The sequence below is a fragment of the Streptomyces sp. col6 genome, assembly GCF_008042035.1.
Taxonomy (GTDB): domain Bacteria; phylum Actinomycetota; class Actinomycetes; order Streptomycetales; family Streptomycetaceae; genus Streptomyces.
This window is the reverse complement of record NZ_RDBL01000029.1, coordinates 932,803-953,064: the sequence shown is the minus strand read 5'-3', so window position 1 is coordinate 953,064 and position 20,262 is coordinate 932,803. Positions and strand designations below refer to the sequence as shown.

The window sequence follows — 20,262 nt, the reverse complement described above, 5'->3', positions numbered from 1 at the left end:
GGGCGGATCAGTCCTCGTCCGGGAGGACGACGTTCAGCGCCCAGGACACGATCGAGACGATCAGGCCGCCGAGGACGGCGGTCCAGAAGCCGTCGACGTGGAAGCTCAGGTTCAGTACACCGGCCAGCCAGGAGGTGAGCAGCAGCATCAGCGCGTTCACCACGAGGGTGATCAGGCCCAGGGTGAGGATGAAGAGGGGCAGGGTGAGCAGCTTCACGATGGGCTTGACCACCACGTTGACCAGGCCGAAGACCAAGGCGACCAGGATCAGGGTGAGGGCCTTGCGGCCGGTGCTGCCGCCGGTCAGCGTGATGTCGTGGAGCAGCCAGATGGCCACGGCCAGCGCACCCGCGTTGGCGATCGTCTTGACTACGAAATTCTTCATGTGTCTGATCGTGGCAGACATGATCGGTGGCGAACACCGGCTGGGCAGAGGCAAGGGGCGGACGGGCCATGAAGGCTTTCAGACTGGACGAACTCGAGGCGGAACGGGTCGCCAACGACGGCGCGTACCTGCAGTTCCTCCGCGAGAGGAACATGTCGGTCGGCCTGTACGCCCTGAACGCGGGAGAGCTCGACCCGCAGCGGCCGCACGGCCAGGACGAGGTCTACCTCGTGGTGAGCGGTCGCGCGTCGATCACCGTCGGCATGGAAACCACCCAGGTGGGACGAGGGAGTGTCGTGTACGTACCCGCCGGCACGGCCCACAAGTTCCACCACATCACCGAGGACCTGCGTGTGATGGTGGTCTTCTCACCGCCCGAGGGATGAGTCCGCGGCCGGCGTCTCTCCGGGTTCCCTAGGGGATCGATCAGGGGAGGACAAGGGCTTCCCGGGACCCGGAGACCGCCCTCTCGCCTCTAGCATCGAAGCAGGAACTCACAGAGACGAGGTAAGGACGATGGCTGTACGGGAGATATTCGCTGGGATGCCCTGGTGGGTGAAGTGGATCGCGGTGCCCGTAATCGCGATCGTCGTGTTCGGCGGGCTGATCGCCAGCCTGGTCGCGTTCGTGGTCGGTCTGCTGTTCAAAATCCTGATCTTCGTGCTCCTGGTCGGCGGGCTCGTCTTCCTCGTACGGAAGTTCATGTCGTCGTCCTCGCGCAACGGCTGGTGACCGCACGCCAGACGGGGGATTAGCCCAGCTGAGCTAAGGGAAAGGCGAATCGGCACCCGGTCACAGGGCTGCCGATACAGTGACAGTCCGCTGCCCGCCGCCTGGGAAAAGCACCGTAAGTCACCACCCCGACCAGTGGTTTGTGCGGGATCCGGCCTCCGGACCCCCAGGTCCGCGGCAGACCTGTGGGGGCGGCCCCCACGGGCGGGCTGACCGCCCGTCACCACGCCTGGGGGTGACCGTTGACCACGGCATCGAGTACGTCTGTTCCGACGCTCATCGGGTCGGTGCAGCGGGCGCTGAGGCTGCTGGAGGCTGTGGGTACCCATCGCGACGGGGCCCCGGCCAAACAGCTCGCGAGGGAAGCGGGGCTCCCCCTGCCCACCGCCTACCACCTGCTGCGGACGCTGACCCATGAGGGATACCTGCGCCGGGAGAACGGCGTCTTCCTCTTCGGCGCAGCCGCCGAACGGCTGATGGGTGACGGCGCCCTGCAGAACCGGCGCGGCACCCTGACCCAGTCGCTGAGCCGCTGGCGGGACATCGTGGGAGCCCCGGTGTACTGCGCCATCTACCGCGAGGGCGAGATCGAACTACTCGCCGTGGCCGATACCCCCGAGCAGCCCGCGGTGGACGAGTGGGCAGCCTTCCGCGAGACCGGGCACGCCCACGCGATCGGCCAGTGCCTGCTGAGCCGGCTCGACGAGAAGGCCCGCGAGGACCATCTGGACCGGCACCCGGTCCGTCCGCTGACCAGGTACTCCGTGCGCGACCGCTCGGCGTTCCTGACGCGCCTGCGCTCGCTGGAGCGCACGGAACCGGTCATCGAGCGCCAGGAGTACGCCCTCGGGACGGTCTGTGCGGCCATCCCGATCGCGGCCGGATTCACCGCTGCCGCGATGGCCATTTCGGTACCCCTCGACGAAGAAGAACGGTTGCTCCCCGCAGTCGAACGACTACGCGGTGAAGTGGCCAGCCTCTTGCGTTCGTTCGTGTTCTCTATCAGTATCTGAAAAATCACTCCTTGTGATCTGCTATCGCGTGCATCACGATGGCGTCAATAGGGCCATGGGGGATCATTCCTGGCCAGATTCATCTACTGCGGGGTTGAACGATGCGTGAGTCGGTTCAAGCTGAGGTCATGATGAGCTTCCTCGTCTCCGAGGAGCTCTCATTCCGTATCCCGGTGGAGCTCCGGTACGAAGTGTGCGATCCGTACGCGATCCGGATGACCTTCCATCTGCCCGGCGACGCCCCCGTCACCTGGGCCTTCGGTCGTGAGCTGCTGCTCGACGGCCTCAACAGCCCCAGTGGCGACGGCGATGTGCACATTGCGCCGACCGAGCCCGAGGGGCTGTCCGATGTCCACATCCGGCTGCAGGTGGGTGCCGACCGTGCGCTCTTCCGGGCGGGCACGGCCCCTCTTGTCGCCTTCCTCGACCGCACGGACAAGCTGGTGCCGCTCGGGCAGGAGGGCACGCAGGGTGACTTCGACGGCAACTTGGAGGAGGCGCTGGGGCGCATTCTGGCCGAAGAGCAGAACGCGGGCTGAAGCCCCTGTCCTAGGGCCCTCCGTGCCACTCGAACACAACACCTGCCGAACGGGTGAATCACGCTCCGTGTTTCCCTCACAGCCTCGCCCGCCGTCGCCGGCCCCTCCCGCTCCGTACGGGCGCCGAAGCTCCGGCTTCAGCGCCGAGCCCCGTGCGGTCCGCGGAGACGACCAGTGCCGCGAGCGCGGTCGTCACCGGCACGGAGGCGACCAGCCCGATCGAGCCGACGAGGGTGCGCACGATCTCCTCCGCCACCAGCTCGCTGTTGGCGACCGTGCCCACACCGCTCTGCGCGACCGAGAACAGCAACAGGAGCGGAAGCGCGGCGCCCGCATAGGCGAGCACCAGGGTGTTGACGACCGAGGCGATGTGATCGCGCCCGATTCTGATCCCTGCCCGGTAGAGCTGCCTCGCATTCATGGTGGGGTTCGCCTGGTGCAGCTCCCAGACCGCCGAGGTCTGGGTGACCGTCACGTCGTCGAGTACCCCCAGGGAGCCGATGATGACGCCGGCCAGCAGCAGGCCGCTCATGTCGATGTGCGGATACAGGCCGTGGATGAGGCCGGTGTTGTCGTCGGTGTTCCCGCTCAGGCTCGCCCAGCCGATGAAGAGCGAGCCGAGCAGCCCGATCAGGAGCAGTGAGATCAGGGTGCCGATGACGGCGACGGAGGTGCGGGCGGTCAGCCCGTGGCAGATGTAGAGCGCGATCAGCATGATCGCGCCGGCTCCGACGACCGCCACCAGCAGCGGGTTCGACCCCTGGAGGATGGCCGGGAGGATGAACAGGGTCAGCACGGCGAATGACAGGGCGAGCGCCACCAGGGCCATGACCCCGCGCATCCTGCCCACGAGCACCACCGCGAGTGCGAAGATCCCGGCCAGCAGCACCAGCGGGAACTTCCGGTTCACGTCCGTCACGGAGTACTGGAGGTCGTGGGGCGCGTCGGGGGCGTACGCCACCACCACCCCCTGACCCTGCCGTAGTTGCCGGGGCGCGTCCGGCTGGACCACCTCGACAAACCGGCGCCCCTCGTCGGGGCCGCTGGCGACCTCGACGGTGGCCTTCGAGCAGCGGCCGCGGCCGACTGCCGACTGCCCCTCCGGCGGGGTGGCGGCGCCGTCGACGGGGAGCTGGGCGGCGTTCACGTCCTCACAGTCGACCTTGACGACACTCACCACCTTTCCCTGCTGGGTCTGCCGGTCGAAGCCGACGCCGGTCCGTTCGTGCCCCGGTGCACCTCCCGGCCAGAGTGCGACGAGGCCGACGAACACGGCGACTGCGAAGGGGATCAGCACGGCGGCGATCACCTTGCGCAGATGGGCGGAGACGGGTGCGGCCGGGCCATGGCTGTGCGTGTGGGCGTGCTGGTGGCCCTGCGGTTCTGGGTCGCGAAGAGGGGGCGTCACCGGCCGATCATCGCAAGAAGGACGGGGCCCTCTGTTCAGCCCGCCCGTCCGGGGGCTAGCGTGGTGGCACCTTTGCACACGCGGGAGCTCGGAGCACCGGGCTGAGAGGGCGCTGATCGCCGTACGTACGTACGGGAAACGCTGCGCCGACCGCCGAACCTGTTACCGGGTAATGCCGGCGTAGGGAGTAGGTCTCATGACCACATCGGACACACGCACGCCTGCCTCCAATCAGGGCGACGAGGCCGGGAAGTCCATCGGCTGGCACAAGGGATACGTCCAGGGCCCGCGCCCGGACATCCGGGTGCCGGTCCGTCAGGTGCACCTCACGAACGGCAAGGACGTGACGCTGTACGACACGTCGGGGCCGTACACCGATCCGGCGACCGCCACCGACGTCCGCCGCGGACTCGCCCCGCTCCGGGAGAACTGGATCATCGCCCGCAGCGACACCGAGGAGTACGCGGGCCGCCCCGCCCGTCCCGAGGACGACGGGCTCAAGCACACCTCGCCGCGAGGTGGACTGCGCAACCTGGACGCGGTCTTCCCCGGCCGTCCTCGCCGGCCGCGGCGCAGCCGGGACGGCCGGCCCGTCACCCAGCTCGCGTACGCCCGGCGGGGTGAGATCACCCCGGAGATGGAGTACGTCGCGGTCCGGGAGAACGTGGCGGCGGAGGTGGTGCGCGAGGAGATCGCCGCAGGCCGCGCGGTGCTGCCCGCCAACGTCAACCACCCGGAGACCGAACCGATGATCATCGGAAAGCGGTTCCTGGTGAAGGTGAACGCGAACATCGGCAACTCCGCGGTGACGTCCTCCATCGAGGAGGAGGTGGACAAGATGACGTGGGCGACCCGGTGGGGTGCGGACACGGTCATGGACCTTTCCACCGGCCGCAACATCCACACCACCCGTGAGTGGGTTCTTCGCAATTCACCCGTACCGATCGGAACCGTCCCCCTCTACCAGGCCCTCGAAAAGGTCGATGGCCGGGCGGAGGAACTGACCTGGGAGATCTACAAGGACACCGTCATCGAGCAGGCCGAACAGGGCGTCGACTACATGACGGTGCACGCCGGCGTACGCCTGCCGTATGTGCCGCTCACGGCTCGCCGCAAGACCGGCATCGTCTCCCGCGGCGGCTCGATCATGGCGGCGTGGTGCCTCGCGCACCACAAGGAGTCGTTCCTGTACGAGCACTTCGAGGAGCTCTGCGAGATCCTCGCCGCGTACGACGTCACGTACTCGCTGGGTGACGGACTGCGCCCCGGGTCGATCGCGGACGCCAACGACGAGGCCCAGTTCGCCGAACTGCGCACGCTCGGCGAGCTGAACACGGTCGCCAAGAGGTTCGGGGTGCAGACCATGATCGAGGGACCGGGCCATGTCCCGATGCACAAGATCAAGGAGAACATCGACCTCCAGCAGGAGATCTGCGAGGAGGCGCCGTTCTACACGCTGGGCCCGCTGACCACCGACATCGCGCCCGCGTACGACCACATCACCTCGGGCATCGGCGCCGCGATGATCGCATGGTGGGGGACGGCGATGCTCTGTTACGTGACGCCCAAGGAGCACCTCGGGCTGCCGAACCGGGACGATGTGAAGACCGGGGTCATCACGTACAAGATCGCGGCCCACGCCGCCGACCTGGCCAAGGGGCACCTGGGCGCGCAGGAGTGGGACGACGCGCTGTCCGACGCCCGGTTCGAGTTCCGCTGGGAGGACCAGTTCAACCTGGCGCTCGACCCGGACACGGCGCGGGAGTTCCACGACGAGACCCTGCCGGCCGAACCCGCCAAGACGGCGCACTTCTGCTCGATGTGCGGTCCGAAGTTCTGCTCGATGAAGATCAGCCACAGCATCAGCGAGCAGTTCGGCGCGCAGGACGGTGCGGAGGCGACGGCCGAGGAGGTCGCCGAGGGCATGCTGCGCAAGTCGCGTGAGTTCGCGGCGAGCAGGAACCGGGTGTACCTGCCGCTGGCCGACTGACCCGATGCGGGACTGATCGCGTACGGCTCCGGTGTCCGCCGCCGGGGCCGTACGGTCCGTTGTGCGCCCCGGGACGGGGGTGTACGAAGGGTGTAACGGAAGGGGCAAGACCGCCTGCCGCGTGATCAACTTCCCTAGTTTCCTGGGCATGGGACGAAACGAAGTGATCAGCGGAGTTGTCGGTGCGGTACTCGGGGCGTTGGCCGCACAGACTGTGAGGAATGCCTGGTCCGGACTGCGTGAACGCCGGAGCGGCGGGGAAGACGGAGGCGGTTCACAGGCTGATTCCTGCTCTGTGTGGAGCACCTTCTCACTGGGCCCCCTTCGTACCGACGCGCTGATCGTCGAGGGGGACGGCGAGCGAGCGATACCCGCCGGCAACGTCCGCATCGAGGTGCTCGACGAGGAGACTGAGCTGCCCCAGGAAATGGCCGGGTGGCGCGACGAGATCGAGAAGGAGAGCGCAGGGGCGCGGGACGACGGCCGTACTCCCCCGTGGAACGGCCCCCGGTACGCTGTCGAGTCGCTCGATGTCTCACGTGCCGCATCCGACGAGCGGCCCGAGGTGAGGCTGCGGCTGCGCCCGACGGACTACTACACGTTTCTCGCGGCTCAGCAGCTCGACCGGGCCTTCGCCGACGGCACGAGCCCGCGGTCCCGCTACCTCGACCCGGACGACGTCCTGCGCGCGCCCGCGTTCCTGCAGTGCAGTTTCGGCGTGAACGTCGCGGTGGTGACCGCCGACGACTCGCTGCTCGTGACCCGGCGCAGCGGCCGGGTCCGCATGGCGCCGGACCTCTGGAATTCCTCCGTCAACGAGGGCCTGGCCCGGCACATCGACTCCGAGGGCGGGAACACTCCTGATCTCTTCGCGGTTGCCCGGCGCGGCATGCGGGAAGAGCTGTCCGTCGAGCCCGAGGACTACACGCTCGAACTGCTCGCCTTCGTCCTCGACGTCGGCAGGCGCCAGTGGGGCGTCCACTTCTGTGCCCGGCTGAGGGACCTGACGGGCGCGGATCTGCGCGCGCGCATGAGCAGAGGGGTCGCGGACCGGTGGGAGGCAGGGAGGATCGACTACGTGCCGTTCCGCCCGGTGCCCGTGATCGGGTACCTGCTGGATCCCGAACGGGTCGGGCACTGGGCGCCGGTCGCGCCGTCGCTCTTCCATCTCGCCCTCGTCCGGGCGCATGGCCGGGCGGCGGTCGAGCGAGCGGTGGCCCAGGTCGTACGGAGCCTCTGACGCCTGCGGGCCCGGCGCGGCCCCGCCCCGGTCAGTCCAGTTCGTGCTCGGGGCCGCCGAAGTCGGGGCTCGTGAAGTCCGGGCTGCTGTACCTGGGGCGCGGCGCGGCGGCAGGGCCCTCGTCCGGGCCCGCGAAGTCGGGCCTGCTGTAGCCGATCTTCGGGAGGCGGCCCGCAGGGCGGTGCGGGGCGGGGATCACGGGGCCGGCGGGCTCGGTGAGCGCGTCACGGAGGAAGGGCACGATGCCACGCTCCAGCAGCGCGTGCCGCCAGGCCTCCTTGGCCCGTGCCACGTCGTCGGGCAGCTCCTCGTCGGCCTCCCGGGCCGCCAGGGACGTGGAACCGTTGCGCAGGGCGGTGATGAGCAGCCCCACGGCCGCGACGAAGATGGCGGCGGCGGTGGCGGCGGCGAAGAACCAGCCGGCGCCGATCATGGTCCTGGCGAACGCTGGTGGCGGCTCCAGCAGCTTCAGCAGGTAGCCGACCAGCAGGAAGATGGCTGCCGCCGTGCCCGCCAGCATCGGTGCCAGGACGGTGACGACCGCTCCTATGCCGGCGCCCGACTGGCCGAAGCCGTCGTCCGCCGCGTCGCGGTCGGGGTCGGCGCGCAGGTCGTCACGGGCCTTCACGTACTGCTCGTACTCGACGGCGGCCGTGGCCGTGATCAGGGCGACGGCCGCCAGTGCCATGGTGCGCAGCTGGACGGCGTTGAGGCGTTCGCCGACGGCGGCCAGTTCCGGTCGTTCATGAGCGTGGCGCAGTGCGTCGTCGAGGAGCCGTTCGTACTCGGGCCGGTCCTCGGTCAGCAGGTGCGGAGCGCTGTTCATGTGCATCCCCCGATGCTCCGTCGGGCCTGTGTGCCCGCTCGGTCCGGGCAGTTGGGCGGAAACGGAGGAGAGCCTGCTACTGATACGCCGATGGTAGAGCGCGCACAGCACGGGGTGACAGAGGGTTTCCGGAAATAGACCCAGTGCCCGGCGTGGTCAGGACAGGATGCGTCTTCCCCGCTGGCCGTCAGTCATGCAGTGGCAGTTGGACGACCAGTAGCTTTCCGGCCATGGTCACCCCGCCGTCCATGGCGATGGCGAGCCCGTCCGCGTACACATGGGGACCGTCGACCTGAGGACCCGCGCCGTCCTCGCCGTCCTCCGATCCGACCTCGCCCGTCAGGTACGGAATGGGGCTGTGACCATGGACGACGCGTCGGCCGCCGTAGGCCGCCATCAGTTCCTGGACGGCCTCGGCGCCCGAGTCGTCACGGAAGGCGAACCGCTTGGTGAGCTTGCGGAACAGGTCCCAGCACTCGTCGGCGTCGTTGCGCGTGAGAATGGCGTGCACCGTGTCATTGACGTCCTCGATGGTGGAGCCGTAGTCGAGGTACGCCGTCGTGTCCGAGTGCATCAGGAGGTGCTCGTCCTCCTCGACGACCGCGTCGAGCCGGGACATCCACTGGAGGTGGACGTCCTGGAGGCGCTCCATGTCCGTCTTCTGGCCGCCGTTGAGCAGCCAGGCGGCCTGGAAGGTGGCGGTGCCCGCGCCGGAGTTCACGGGGGTGTCTCCGAACCGCTTGGCGCCGATGAGCAGCAGCTCGTGGTTGCCCATCAGGGCCTTGCAGTAGCCGCCCGCGGCCGCGGCCTCGGCGGAGAGGCGCATGACCAGGTCGATGACGCCGATGCCGTCGGGGCCCCGGTCGGTGAAGTCGCCGAGGAACCAGAGGCGCGCGTTGCCGGCGGCCCAGCGGCCCTCGGCGTCGATCAGGCCCTGCTCGGCGAGCGCGGCGAGCAGCTCGTCCAGGTACCCGTGGACGTCGCCGACCACGTACAGGGGGCCGAGCCCCGGGTTGGCTGCGGGGCGCGGTTCGGGCACGGGCTGCACCTGGGCGGGTTTGTCGACGCTGATGACGGGAAGATCGCGCGCCGTCGGGGTGTACCCCTCCGGCGCGTCGCCCTCCGGGAAAGCGCTTCCGGGTTGCGGTGAGGCGGGCGGCGCAGGGGACTGCGCATAGGGCGGTACGCGGAAGTCGCGCAACGTCGCCGTCCGCACCACGGGTTCCTGACCGGCCCCCTGTGTCATCGACCCCTCCACACCACCGTCGCGCCGCCGTACACCTGACGGGCCCTGCTGGTCGGGTTGGTCCGCGGTGTCGTGCGCCCATCATAGGAATGCGGATCGTGCTCTGGGACGCACCAGGGGTGGTGAATCCTTCCGCATGCCAGGTTCATCGGTCGATTGGTCCCAATTGGGCTGATCAATCCCCTGCCGGGGAACGTGGCGCACTGACCGTGGTGCGGGGCGGACGGCGTTGCGAGGACGTCCGGACGATGAGCTCCGTCGGTATCACCCGCTCCACCGGACCGTCCTGGTCGACGCCCTCGATGGCGTCGATGAGGAGCTGGACGACTGCCGTGCCGATCCGCCGGGGCTTCAGCGAGAGCGTCGTGATGGGCGGCTCGGTCGTCGCGTAGACCGTGGACTCGCTGCAGCAGACCAGCAGCAGGTCCTCGGGGACGCGCAGACCGTAGCGGCGGGCTGCGGCCAGCAGATCCGTGCCGTTGGGGTCGAAGAGCCCGTAGACGGCGTCCGGGCGGTCCGGACGGGCCAACAGCCGGTCCGCGGCCACCGCGCCCGCGCACGGGTCGTGCGCGGGATAGGACTCGTAGACCGGGTCCTGCCCCACGCGCTCGCACCAGTGCAGGTAGGCGGTGGTGGAGAGCCGGGTGTACGTGTCGGTGGTGGTGCCGGTGAGCAGCCCGATGCGGCGGGCCCCGGCAGCGGCGAGATGGTCGAGGAGGTCGAGTACGGCGGCCCGGTGGTCGTTGTCCACCCAGGCGGTGACCGGCAGCGACCCGGCGGGGCGGCCGTCGGAGACCACGGGCAGCCCCTGGCGGACCAGCTCGGTGACGACCGGGTCCTGGTCGGAGGGGTCGATGACGACGGTGCCGTCGAGTGCCACGTTCGACCAGACATCGTGGCGTGAGGTGGCCGGGAGGATGACCAGCGCGTAGCCGCGGGCCAGGGCCGCGGAGGTGGCGGCTCTCGCCATCTCCGCGAAGTACGCGAACTCGGTGAAGGTGAAAGGTTCATCCCCGTAGGTCGTCACGGTCAGGCCGATGAGGCCGGACTTGCCGGTACGGAGCGTTCGGGCCGCGGCGGAAGGGCGATAGCCCAGGCGCTCTGCGACCTCGCGGACATGGCGGCGGGTGGCGTCCGGGAGCCTGCCCTTGCCGTTGAGCGCGTCGGAGACGGTCGTGATGGAGACGCCGGCGGCGGCGGCCACATCCCGGATTCCGGCACGTCCCTGCCTGCCGCCGCGCCGGGGGGTCTCCGTCCGGCTCACCTGGTGCTTCCCTGCTGCTGTCATGGCGAGCCGATAGTAGGGCTCGGGCGGGCAGTTGGCCTGGTCGCATATGCAGGCGTTGACAGGCACGTTTCTGCAAGGTCATCAGGCATCAAATACCTTACTAATCAAGGGGGTTGGTGGGGTCTACCGTCATGTGTCATGCATCCGACCGGATGGGCCTGGCGACGGGGCGAGGTCTCGAAGAGGTCTCAACTCACCTCTTCGAGGGACGCGCGCCACGGAGTGAGCCACCGGCGCGCGCCACGGCCTGGCGCGCTCCCCCTCATTCCGGGGTCCACCGGACGAATCCGCTGTCCACCCGTTCGCAGCGGCGCCCAATCCTCATAAGGTGAGCAGTATTGATGTGTGCGGACGGTCGAGGAGGACCTGCGGTGAGCGAGACGAGCCCCAAGCTGCGTGCCGAGCTGGACGGCGTTCCCGCCTATGTGCCGGGCAAACCGGCGTCGGCGGACGGACCGGCCGCGTTCAAGCTGTCCTCCAACGAGAACCCGTATCCGCCGCTGCCGGGAGTGATGGAGACAGCCCTCGCCTCGGCGGCGCACTTCAACCGCTACCCGGACATGGCCTGCACGGGTCTGATGAACGAGCTGTCCGACCGTTTCGGTGTGCCCGTCTCGCACCTGGCCACCGGTACGGGCTCGGTCGGCGTGGCCCAGCAGCTGCTGCAGGCCACCTCGGGCCCGGGTGACGAGGTGATCTACGCCTGGCGCTCCTTCGAGGCGTACCCGATCATCACGCAGGTCAGCGGCGCGACCTCGGTGAAGGTGCCGCTGACCGACGGTGCGGTGCACGACCTGGACGCGATGGCGGACGCGATCACCGACCGGACGCGGCTGATCTTCGTCTGCAACCCGAACAACCCGACCGGCACTGTCGTGCGCCGGGCCGAGCTGGAACGGTTCCTCGACCGGGTGCCGAGCGATGTGCTCGTGGTGCTGGACGAGGCGTACAAGGAGTTCATCCGCGATGTCGAGGTCCCCGACGGCATCGAGATCTACCGGGACCGCCCCAATGTGGCGGTGCTGCGGACGTTCTCCAAGGCGTACGGCCTGGCGGGGCTGCGGGTCGGCTTCGCGGTGGCCCATGAGCCGGTGGCGGCGGCGCTGCGCAAGACGGCGGTGCCGTTCGGTGTCAGCCAGCTCGCCCAGGACGCGGCGGTGGCCTCGCTGCGCGCCGAGGACGAGCTGCTCGGCCGGGTCGGCTCGCTGGTGTGCGAGCGGGACCGGGTGTACGCGACCCTGGCGCGTCAGGGCTGGACCGTGCCCGAGTCCCAGGCGAACTTCGTCTGGCTGCGTCTGGGGGACCGGACGCTGGACTTCGCGGCGGCCTGCGAGAAGGCCGGCGTGGTGGTCCGGCCGTTCGCGGGCGAGGGTGTGCGCGTCACGATCGGTGAGAACGAGGCGAACGACCTGTTCCTGAAGGTGACGGAGTTGTACCGCAGGGAGCTGTAGCCGACGCACCTCGGCAGCCGGGCCCCGTATTTCGCGAGAGGTACGGGGCCTATCGTGTGCCCGGCGCGGAGCCCGCGTCTGACAGGGGACCCCCGGAGGAAGGTCTCGGAAGCATGTGCGCCATAATTGCTTGTGAATGTGAACGCGTTCACAAGCGTGTCCTGCTTCCTCCCGTGATCCGTTGGATTTCACGGACAAATCGCCGGCGTGACGGCGGTGACGTAAGGAGAAGACGACGTGGAGCTAGCTCTGGCGCCGGAGACCCTGGCGCGATGGCAGTTCGGTACGACGACCGTCTACCACTTCCTCTTCGTTCCTCTGACGATCTCTCTCGCGGCGCTCACCGCCGGCCTGCAGACCGCCTGGGTGCGGACGAACAAGGAGAAGTACCTCAGGGCCACAAAGTTCTGGGGAAAGCTCTTCCTGATCAACATCGCGATGGGTGTTGTCACCGGCATCGTCCAGGAGTTCCAGTTCGGCATGAACTGGTCCGACTACTCGCGATTCGTCGGTGACATCTTCGGGGCCCCGCTCGCCTTCGAGGCCCTGATCGCGTTCTTCTTCGAGTCCACCTTCATCGGTCTGTGGATCTTCGGCTGGGACAAGCTGCCGAAGAAGATCCACCTCGCCTGCATCTGGATGGTGTCCCTCGGCACCATCCTGTCCGCCTACTTCATCCTGGCGGCCAACTCCTGGATGCAGCACCCGGTCGGGTACCGCATCAACAAGGAACGCGGACGCGCCGAGCTCACCGACTTCTGGCACGTGCTCACGCAGAACACCGCGCTCACCCAGTTCTTCCACACCATCACCGCCGCCTTCCTGGTCGGCGGGGCGTTCATGGTCGGGATCGCGGCCTTCCATCTGGCCCGCAAGAAGCACATCCCGGTGATGCGGACCTCGCTGCGGCTGGGACTGATCACCGTGGTGATCTCCGGCCTCCTGACCGCTGTCAGCGGTGACCAGCTCGGCAAGGTGATGTTCAAGCAGCAGCCGATGAAGATGGCAGCGGCCGAGGCGCTGTGGGACGGACAGAACTCCGCGCCGTTCTCGATCTTCGCCTACGGGGACGTCAGCAAGGGCCACAACTCGGTGGAGATCTCCATCCCCGGGGTGCTGTCCTTCCTCGCCGACGACGACTTCCACTCGTACGTGCCCGGCATCAACGACATCAACAAGGCGGAGCAGGAGCGCTTCGGCCCCGGTGACTACCGGCCGAACATCCCCGTGGCCTTCTGGAGCTTCCGGTGGATGATCGGCTTCGGCATGGCCTCCTTCGGTCTCGGCATCCTCGGGCTGTGGCTCACCCGGAAGAAGTTCATGCTGCCGGAGGCGATGCGCACGGGCGAGGACGAGGTGCCGAACCTGGTCCTCTTCAAGAACAAGGCGCTCAGCCCACGCCTGGCCCGGTGCTACTGGATCGTGGCGCTGTGGACCCTGCTCTTCCCGCTGATCGCCAACTCCTGGGGCTGGATCTTCACCGAGATGGGCCGTCAGCCCTGGGTGGTCTACGGCGTGCTCCAGACCCGTGACGCGGTCTCCCCCGGCGTCTCCCAGGGTGAGGTGCTCACCTCGCTGATCGTCTTCACCGTGCTCTACGCGGTGCTCGCCGTGATCGAGGTCCGGCTCCTCCTGAAGTACATCAAGGCAGGGCCCCCGGAGCTCACGGACGACGACCTCAACCCGCCCACCCGGATCGGCGGCGACCACGAAGACGCCGACCGGCCCATGGCCTTCTCCTACTGAGAGCGGGAGCCGAGAAATGGAACTCCACGACGTCTGGTTCGTGCTCATCGCCGTCCTGTGGACCGGCTACTTCTTCCTGGAGGGGTTCGACTTCGGGATCGGTGTCCTCACCAAGCTGCTGGCCCGGGACCGCAAGGAACGGCGGGTGCTGATCAACACGATCGGCCCGGTCTGGGACGGAAACGAGGTCTGGCTGCTCAGCGCCGGCGGAGCGACCTTCGCCGCGTTTCCCGAGTGGTACGCCACGCTGTTCTCCGGCTTCTACTTGCCGCTCCTGCTGATTCTGCTCTGTCTGATCGTGCGCGGCGTCGCCTTCGAGTACCGGGCGAAGCGGCCGGAGGAGAAGTGGCAGACCAACTGGGAGCACGCGATCTTCTGGACCTCGCTGATCCCCGCCGTGCTGTGGGGTGTGGCCTTCGGCAACATCGTGCGGGGCGTGAAGATCGACGCGCACATGGAGTACACGGGCAACGTTCTGGATCTGCTCAACCCCTACGCGCTCCTCGGCGGCCTGGTCACCCTCACCCTCTTCACCTTCCACGGCGCGGTGTTCGCCGGGCTGAAGACGACGGGGGAGATCCGGGCCCGCGCCAGGGGGATGGCCCTGAAGCTGGGCGCTGTCACGGCGGTGGTCGCGCTCGCCTTCCTCATCTGGACCCAGCTCGACAACGGGAACGGCCGGAGCCTGGTCGCGATGGTCGTCGCCGCGGTGGCGCTGGTCGGGGCGATCGCGATGATCGCGGCGGGGCGTGAGGGCTGGTCCTTCGCGCTTTCCGGCGTGGCCATCGCCGCAGCGGTCGCCATGTTGTTCCTGACGCTCTTCCCGAACGTCATGCCTTCCTCGCTGAACGACGCCTGGAGCCTCACGGTCACCAACGCCTCGTCCAGCCCGTACACGCTGAAGATCATGACCTGGTGCGCCGGGATCGCCACCCCGGTGGTGCTGCTCTACCAGGGGTGGACGTACTGGGTGTTCCGCAAGCGGATCGGTACCCAGCACATCGCCGATGCGCACTGACGCAGTGAGTGTCCCGACCGAGCCGAGCCGCATGGGGTGTTTCACGTGAAACCGATCGACCCGCGTCTGCTCCGCCACGCCCGTGCCACGCGCCTGTTCATGGTGGCCGTGGTGGTTCTCGGCCTGGCCGGGGCGGCGCTGGTCATCGCCCAGGCGATGCTGGTCGCCGAGATCGTGGTGGGCGGCTTCGAGGACGGGCTCACGGCCGGGGGATTGCGTACTCCGCTCCTGCTGCTCGCGGCGGTGGCGCTCGGGCGGGCCCTGGTGGCCTGGCTCACCGAGCTGGCCGCCCACCGGGCGGGTGCGGCGGTCAAGTCCGAACTGCGCGGGCGGCTGCTCGACCGGGCGGCGGAGCTGGGGCCGGACTGGCTGAGCGGGCAGCGCACCGGCTCGCTGGTGACGCTGGCCACCCGGGGGATCGACGCACTCGACGACTACTTCGCGCGCTATCTGCCGCAGCTCGGGCTCGCGGTAGTCGTGCCGGTGGCCGTGCTCGCCAGGATCGTCACCGAGGACTGGGTGTCGGCGGCGATCATCGTCGTCACGCTTCCGCTGATCCCGCTCTTCATGATCCTGATCGGCTGGGCGACCCAGTCACGGATGGACCGTCAGTGGCGGCTGCTCTCCCGGCTCTCCGGTCACTTCCTCGACGTGGTGGCCGGACTGCCGACGCTGAAGGTGTTCGGACGTGCCAAGGCCCAGGCCGAACAGATCCGCAGGATCACCGCGCAGTACCGGCAGGCCACGCTGCGCACCCTGCGCATCGCCTTCCTGTCGTCGTTCGCCCTCGAACTCCTCGCCACGCTCTCGGTGGCCCTGGTCGCCGTCACCATCGGCATGCGGCTGGTGCACGGTGAACTCGACCTCTACACCGGCCTGCTGGTCCTGATCCTCGCGCCTGAGGCCTACCTGCCCATCCGGCAGGTCGGGGCGCAGTTCCACGCCGCCGCCGAGGGGCTCTCGGCGGCCGAGGAGGTCTTCGCCGTCCTGGAGACGGAGCCCCGCACGAGCGGTACGGGGGAGGTCCCCGCGTCGCTGCGGCTGGAGCTGGACGAGGTGACCGTCCGGCACGAAGGGCGCTCCGAGCCCTCTCTCGCCCCCACCTCGCTGACCGTCGAGGAGGGGGAGACGGTCGCCCTGGTCGGCCCGAGCGGTATCGGCAAGACCACCCTGCTGAACGTGGTGCTGGGCTTCACGGCACCCGACGAGGGGCGCGTACGGGTCGGCGGCACCGACCTGGCGGACCTCTCGCTCGACCGCTGGCGGGAACGCATCGCCTGGGTGCCGCAGCGCCCGCACCTCTTCGCGGGCACCATCGCGGAGAACGTCAGGCTCGCCCGGCCCGCCGCCGACGACAGCGCGGTGACGGCTGCGCTGCGCGACGCGGGGGCGTACGACTTCGTGCAAGGCCTCCCGGACGGCGACAGGACGCTTCTCGGTGAGGACGGCGCGGGACTCTCGGCGGGCCAGCGCCAGCGGATCGCGCTCGCCCGCGCGTTCCTCGCCGACCGGCCGGTGCTGCTGCTCGACGAGCCGACCGCGAGCCTGGACGGCGAGACGGAAGCGGGCATCGTCGAGGCCGTACGAAGGCTGGCCGCGGGCCGGACCGTGCTGCTCGTGGTGCACCGGCCGGCGCTGCTGTCGGTCGCGGACCGGGTGGTCACCCTGACGGCCCCGGCCCTCGAAGCCCCTGCCGCGCCGGCCCGCCCCGCGAGCGCGCCCGACGGCATCCGGACCGCCGAACCCGCATCCGAGCCCGAGGCTCCGCAGGAGACCACGACCCCCGGCGGCCATGTGCTGACCCGGATCCGGGAAGCCGCAGGAGCCCAACGCGGCCGGCTCGGGCTGGCCCTGCTCCTGGGAAGCCTCGCCCTGGGGTCCGCCGTCGGGCTCATGGCGGTCTCCGGCTGGCTGATCTCCCGCGCCTCCGAACAGCCCCCCGTCCTCTATCTGATGGTCGCGGTGACGGCGACCCGCGCCTTCGGGATCGGCCGGGCGGTCTTCCGCTACGCCGAGCGCCTTGTGTCGCACGACGCGGTCCTGAGGATGCTCGCCGAACTGCGCGTCGCCGTGTACCGCAGCCTGGAGCGCATCGCGCCGGGCGGCCTGCGCACCACCCGGCGCGGGGACTTGCTCTCGCGGCTGGTCGCGGACGTGGACGCCCTCCAGGACTACTGGCTGCGGTGGCTGCTCCCCGCCGGTACCGCGGTTCTCGTGGGCGCCGCGACCGTCGGCTTCACCGGCTGGCTCCTCCCCCAGGCCGGGCTCGTCCTGGCCGTGGGGCTGCTGCTGGCCGGCATCGGAGTCCCGCTCGTCAGCGGCGCCTGCGCCCGCCGCGCGGAACGGCGGCTGGCCCCCGCACGCGCCGACCTGGCCACGCGGATCACCGATCTGCTGGGCGGAACGGCCGAGCTGACCGTTGCGGGCGCCCTCCCGGGGCGTACCGCTCGGACGCGCGCGGCCGACGCCGTGCTCACCCGGATCGCCTCCCGCGCGGCGACCGCCACTGCGCTCGGGGGCGGCCTCATCGCCCTGATCGCGGGGCTCACCGTGGTCGCCGCCGCCCTGGTCGCTCTGCCCGCCGTTGCGGACGGCCGGCTCGCCGGTGTGGAACTGGCCGTCGTCGTCCTCACCCCACTGGCCGCCTTCGAGGCCGTGACCGGGCTGCCGCTCGCCGCCCAGTACCGGCAGCGGGTCAGGCGGAGCGCGGAGCGCGTGTACGAGGTGCTGGACGCCCCCGTGCCCGTACGGGAGCCGGCCCACCCGGCCACGCCCCCGGCGAGCCCCTTCCCGCTGGAGGTGCACGGGCTCTCGGCCCGGTACCCGGGCACCGCCCACGACGCGCTCACCTCCGCCGACCTCACCCTGGAGGCGGGCCGCCGTATCGCCGTCGTGGGGCCCTCCGGGTCCGGCAAGACCACGCTGGCCCAGGTGCTGCTCCGCTTCCTGGACGCGCGGGTGGGCACCTACCGGATCGGTGGTGTGGAGGCCTCGGCGCTGGACGGGGACACCGTCCGGCGGCTCGTCGGGCTGTGCGCCCAGGACGCCCACATCTTCGACAGCTCGCTCCGGGAGAACCTGCGGCTCGCGCGCCCCGCCGCGAGCGAGCCGGAACTGCGTGACGCCCTGGCTCGGGCCCGCCTGCTCGACTGGGCGGACGCGCTGCCGGACGGGCTGGACACTCTCGTCGGTGAGCACGGCGCCCGCCTCTCCGGGGGACAGCGCCAGCGGCTCGCCCTGGCCCGTGCCCTGCTCGCCGACTTCCCCGTCCTCGTGCTGGACGAGCCCGCCGAGCACCTCGACCTGCCGACCGCGGACGCCCTGACGGCGGACCTGCTGGAGGCGACCCTGGGATGCGCGACGGTCCTGATCACGCACCGGCTCGCCGGCCTCGAAGCGGTGGACGAGGTGGTGGTCCTGGAGGCGGGCGCGATCGTACAGCGCGGCCCGTACGACGTACTGGCATCGGTGGACGGGCCGCTGCGCCGGATGCTGGCGCGGGAGCGCGAGAGCGTGGGAGGGCCGGGCGCGGCCGTGGGTGCGCGCGTCTGAGCGGAGAAGACCATAGCTCCCGACTTTCCCTAGCAAATAGGACTAATTACGCTCTGGGTATGGCAGAGGAGGACCCGAACCGCGCAGAGCCCTCGAAGGACTCGGGCCCCTCGAAGGACGCGCCCGGCGACGTAACGGAAGCAGCGGATACGACCGATGTGACCCGGAGCCTGAGGGGCCTGTCCACCGAACTCACCGCAAGGGTGCCGCGCCTGCTGGAAGCCATGCGTTCCGTGGGCACCGGCCTCGAACTCCACTCGACGCTCGACCGGATCTGCGAGACGGCGGCCGAACTGGCCCACGCCCGCTACGCCGCGATCGGAGTCGTGGACGCGGAGGGCGAAGGGCTCTCCGACTTCGTCACCTACGGCGTTCCGGAGCCCGTCGCACGGGAGATCGGCCGACGGCCGGACGGCCACCACGGGCTGCTCGGCGCCCTCATCCACGATCCACGCCCCCTGCGGCTCGCGGACCTGACCAAGGATCCGAGATTCGCCGGGTTTCCGCAGGGCCATCCCCTGATGCGCACGTTTCTCGGCGTTCCGATCAGGGTCCAGGGCGAGATCTTCGGCAATCTGTATCTCGCCGAGAAGGACGGCGGCGGCGAGTTCAGCGACTACGACCTGCACCTGGTGCGCGTACTGGCGACGGAGGCCGGGATCGCCATCGGCAATGCCCGGCTGTACGAGGCAGCCCGGCAGCGCGAGCGGTGGATCGACGGGTCGGTCGCCGTGACGACCGCGCTGCTGTCCGGCGGCGATGCCGACGACGCGCTCACGGTCGTGGCCGAGCAGGCCCGGCGTCTCGCGGGTTCCGCCGCGGGCATCGTGCTGCTGCCGGCCGAGGACGGGGGGCTGGAGATCGTCGCCGTCTCGGCGGACGACCCGACAGACTCGCTCGGGGTGATCATCCCGGCCCAGAGCCCCGTGGTGGGGATGCTGCTGAGCGGTGAGGCGGTCTTCGTCGACGACTCGGCCACCGACACCCGCATGATCACCAGGCTGGCGGACCGGTTCGGGCCGAACATGCTGCTGCCCCTGCACAGCGGCGGCCGGGTACTGGGCGCGCTCGCCACGCCCCGGTCCAGGGGCGCCCGTCCCTTCACGGAAACGGAGCGGACGCTCGCCACTCAGTTCGCCTCGCAGGCCGCGCTGGCCCTGATGATGGCCGATGCCCAGCGCGACCGGGAGCGTCTCGCGGTCTACGAGGACCGCGACCGGATCGCCCGTGACCTGCACGATCTGGTCATCCAGCGGCTGTTCGCGACCGGGATGATGCTGGAGAGCGCGCAGCGGCGGTCGGACGTGCCGGAGGTGCGGACCGGCGTGGGCCGGGCGGTGGACGAGCTGGACGTGACCATCCAGGAGATCCGTACCGCGATCTTCGCGCTCCAGCAGGAGCCGGCAGAGGCGCCGTCCGGTCTGCGCACCCGGGTGCTGCGCGAGATCAACATGGCGGCCGTACCGCTGGGCTTCGCACCGTCCCACCGCTTCGTGGGGGCGGTCGATTCCCTGGTCGGTGAGCTGACGGGCAAGAACCTGATCGCGGCGCTGCGGGAGGCGCTGTCCAACGCCTTCCGGCATGCCGGTGCCGCGCGCATCGAGGTGGTCGTCGACGCGACCGCCACGCTGGACGACGGGCGGGGCGCGGTGCGGCTCTCGGTCGCCGACGACGGCGTGGGTATGCCGGAGGGCGGGCGGCGCAGCGGCCTGCGGAACCTGGCCCGCCGGGCGGAGTCGCTGGGCGGGGCCAGCTGGTTCGGACCCGGGATCGGGGAGGACGGCGGCGGTACGACGGTGGTGTGGCAGGCCCCGTTGTGAGCGGGCCT

The 20,262-nt window shown here is 69.8% G+C and carries 16 protein-coding genes and 1 riboswitch; of the genes, 11 read left to right on the top strand and 5 right to left on the bottom strand.

Going from position 1 to position 20,262, the window contains the following annotated elements:
• Positions 1 to 7: 7 nt before the first annotated feature.
• Positions 8 to 385, bottom strand: a complete 378-nt coding sequence (locus EAO73_RS33495) for a phage holin family protein (RefSeq protein ID WP_147975215.1) — start codon at positions 383 to 385, stop codon at positions 8 to 10.
• A gap of 68 nt (positions 386 to 453) precedes the next feature.
• Here EAO73_RS33495 and EAO73_RS33490 point away from each other — a divergent pair, with 68 nt between their 5' ends.
• The 4 genes from EAO73_RS33490 (at position 454) to EAO73_RS33475 (ending at position 2,669) form a co-directional block, all read left to right on the top strand.
• Complete coding sequence (locus EAO73_RS33490; protein WP_147975214.1) at positions 454 to 771, top strand: cupin domain-containing protein; 318 nt, start codon at positions 454 to 456, stop codon at positions 769 to 771.
• A gap of 130 nt (positions 772 to 901) precedes the next feature.
• On the top strand, positions 902 to 1,117 hold the full coding sequence (locus tag EAO73_RS33485; RefSeq protein ID WP_147975213.1) for a DUF5326 family protein: 216 nt from the start codon (positions 902 to 904) through the stop codon (positions 1,115 to 1,117).
• Between the two features lie 242 nt (positions 1,118 to 1,359).
• A complete protein-coding gene (locus EAO73_RS33480; RefSeq protein ID WP_318153311.1) occupies positions 1,360 to 2,130 on the top strand; it encodes an IclR family transcriptional regulator in 771 nt (256 codons plus the stop codon).
• 101 nt (positions 2,131 to 2,231) lie between these two features.
• Positions 2,232 to 2,669: an SsgA family sporulation/cell division regulator gene (locus tag EAO73_RS33475; RefSeq protein WP_147975212.1), complete on the top strand. Its 438-nt coding sequence runs from the start codon at positions 2,232 to 2,234 to the stop codon at positions 2,667 to 2,669.
• 76 nt (positions 2,670 to 2,745) lie between these two features.
• Here EAO73_RS33475 and EAO73_RS33470 read toward each other — a convergent pair whose 3' ends face one another.
• Positions 2,746 to 4,077 (bottom strand): YibE/F family protein, encoded by a 1,332-nt coding sequence (locus tag EAO73_RS33470; protein WP_147975211.1) that lies wholly within the window; start codon positions 4,075 to 4,077, stop codon positions 2,746 to 2,748.
• A gap of 70 nt (positions 4,078 to 4,147) precedes the next feature.
• A riboswitch (TPP riboswitch) is annotated at positions 4,148 to 4,281 on the top strand.
• Here EAO73_RS33470 and thiC point away from each other — a divergent pair.
• On the top strand, positions 4,274 to 6,067 hold the full coding sequence (gene thiC / locus EAO73_RS33465) for a phosphomethylpyrimidine synthase ThiC (RefSeq protein ID WP_147975210.1): 1,794 nt from the start codon (positions 4,274 to 4,276) through the stop codon (positions 6,065 to 6,067). It overlaps the preceding riboswitch by 8 nt.
• 295 nt (positions 6,068 to 6,362) lie before the next feature.
• Positions 6,363 to 7,307 (top strand): hypothetical protein, encoded by a 945-nt coding sequence (locus tag EAO73_RS33460; protein WP_224756554.1) that lies wholly within the window; start codon positions 6,363 to 6,365, stop codon positions 7,305 to 7,307.
• A 31-nt stretch (positions 7,308 to 7,338) separates the two neighbouring features.
• On the opposite strand, the gene EAO73_RS33455 is transcribed toward EAO73_RS33460, so the two are convergent.
• From EAO73_RS33455 to EAO73_RS33445, 3 genes are all read right to left on the bottom strand, one after another.
• Entirely contained in the window at positions 7,339 to 8,139 is an 801-nt protein-coding gene (locus EAO73_RS33455) for a hypothetical protein (protein ID WP_147975208.1), read from the bottom strand.
• Positions 8,140 to 8,320: 181 nt separating this feature from the next.
• Complete coding sequence (locus EAO73_RS33450; RefSeq protein WP_147975207.1) at positions 8,321 to 9,379, bottom strand: metallophosphoesterase; 1,059 nt, start codon at positions 9,377 to 9,379, stop codon at positions 8,321 to 8,323.
• A gap of 175 nt (positions 9,380 to 9,554) precedes the next feature.
• Positions 9,555 to 10,667: a LacI family DNA-binding transcriptional regulator gene (locus EAO73_RS33445; RefSeq protein WP_026242993.1), complete on the bottom strand. Its 1,113-nt coding sequence runs from the start codon at positions 10,665 to 10,667 to the stop codon at positions 9,555 to 9,557.
• A 371-nt stretch (positions 10,668 to 11,038) separates the two neighbouring features.
• On the opposite strand from EAO73_RS33445, the gene hisC reads away from it, so the two are divergent.
• From hisC to EAO73_RS33420, 5 genes are all read left to right on the top strand, one after another.
• A complete protein-coding gene (gene hisC / locus EAO73_RS33440) occupies positions 11,039 to 12,118 on the top strand; it encodes a histidinol-phosphate transaminase (protein ID WP_147975206.1) in 1,080 nt (359 codons plus the stop codon).
• A gap of 237 nt (positions 12,119 to 12,355) precedes the next feature.
• A complete protein-coding gene (locus tag EAO73_RS33435) occupies positions 12,356 to 13,864 on the top strand; it encodes a cytochrome ubiquinol oxidase subunit I (RefSeq protein ID WP_147975205.1) in 1,509 nt (502 codons plus the stop codon).
• A gap of 16 nt (positions 13,865 to 13,880) precedes the next feature.
• Positions 13,881 to 14,882 carry a cytochrome d ubiquinol oxidase subunit II gene (cydB, locus tag EAO73_RS33430; protein ID WP_147975204.1) on the top strand — a complete coding sequence of 334 codons (1,002 nt, stop codon included), beginning with the start codon at positions 13,881 to 13,883 and terminating at the stop codon, positions 14,880 to 14,882.
• Between the two features lie 45 nt (positions 14,883 to 14,927).
• Positions 14,928 to 18,434 (top strand): thiol reductant ABC exporter subunit CydD, encoded by a 3,507-nt coding sequence (gene cydD / locus EAO73_RS33425; protein WP_147975203.1) that lies wholly within the window; start codon positions 14,928 to 14,930, stop codon positions 18,432 to 18,434.
• 59 nt (positions 18,435 to 18,493) lie between these two features.
• A complete protein-coding gene (locus EAO73_RS33420) occupies positions 18,494 to 20,254 on the top strand; it encodes a GAF domain-containing sensor histidine kinase (protein ID WP_224756553.1) in 1,761 nt (586 codons plus the stop codon).
• Positions 20,255 to 20,262: the final 8 nt, after the last annotated feature.

Excerpts from the sequence above, each read along its gene's own strand:
- EAO73_RS33445 (WP_026242993.1), bottom strand. The coding sequence starts at position 10,667 with ATGACAGCAGCAGGGAAGCACCAGGTGAGCCGGACGGAGACCCCCCGG.
- cydB (WP_147975204.1), top strand. The coding sequence starts at position 13,881 with ATGGAACTCCACGACGTCTGGTTCGTGCTCATCGCCGTCCTGTGGACC.
- EAO73_RS33475 (WP_147975212.1), top strand. The coding sequence starts at position 2,232 with ATGCGTGAGTCGGTTCAAGCTGAGGTCATGATGAGCTTCCTCGTCTCC.
- EAO73_RS33420 (WP_224756553.1), top strand. The coding sequence starts at position 18,494 with ATGGCAGAGGAGGACCCGAACCGCGCAGAGCCCTCGAAGGACTCGGGC.
- EAO73_RS33495 (WP_147975215.1), bottom strand. The coding sequence starts at position 385 with ATGAAGAATTTCGTAGTCAAGACGATCGCCAACGCGGGTGCGCTGGCC.
- EAO73_RS33485 (WP_147975213.1), top strand. The coding sequence starts at position 902 with ATGGCTGTACGGGAGATATTCGCTGGGATGCCCTGGTGGGTGAAGTGG.
- thiC (WP_147975210.1), top strand. The coding sequence starts at position 4,274 with ATGACCACATCGGACACACGCACGCCTGCCTCCAATCAGGGCGACGAG.
- EAO73_RS33450 (WP_147975207.1), bottom strand. The coding sequence starts at position 9,379 with ATGACACAGGGGGCCGGTCAGGAACCCGTGGTGCGGACGGCGACGTTG.
- EAO73_RS33455 (WP_147975208.1), bottom strand. The coding sequence starts at position 8,139 with ATGCACATGAACAGCGCTCCGCACCTGCTGACCGAGGACCGGCCCGAG.
- EAO73_RS33490 (WP_147975214.1), top strand. The coding sequence starts at position 454 with ATGAAGGCTTTCAGACTGGACGAACTCGAGGCGGAACGGGTCGCCAAC.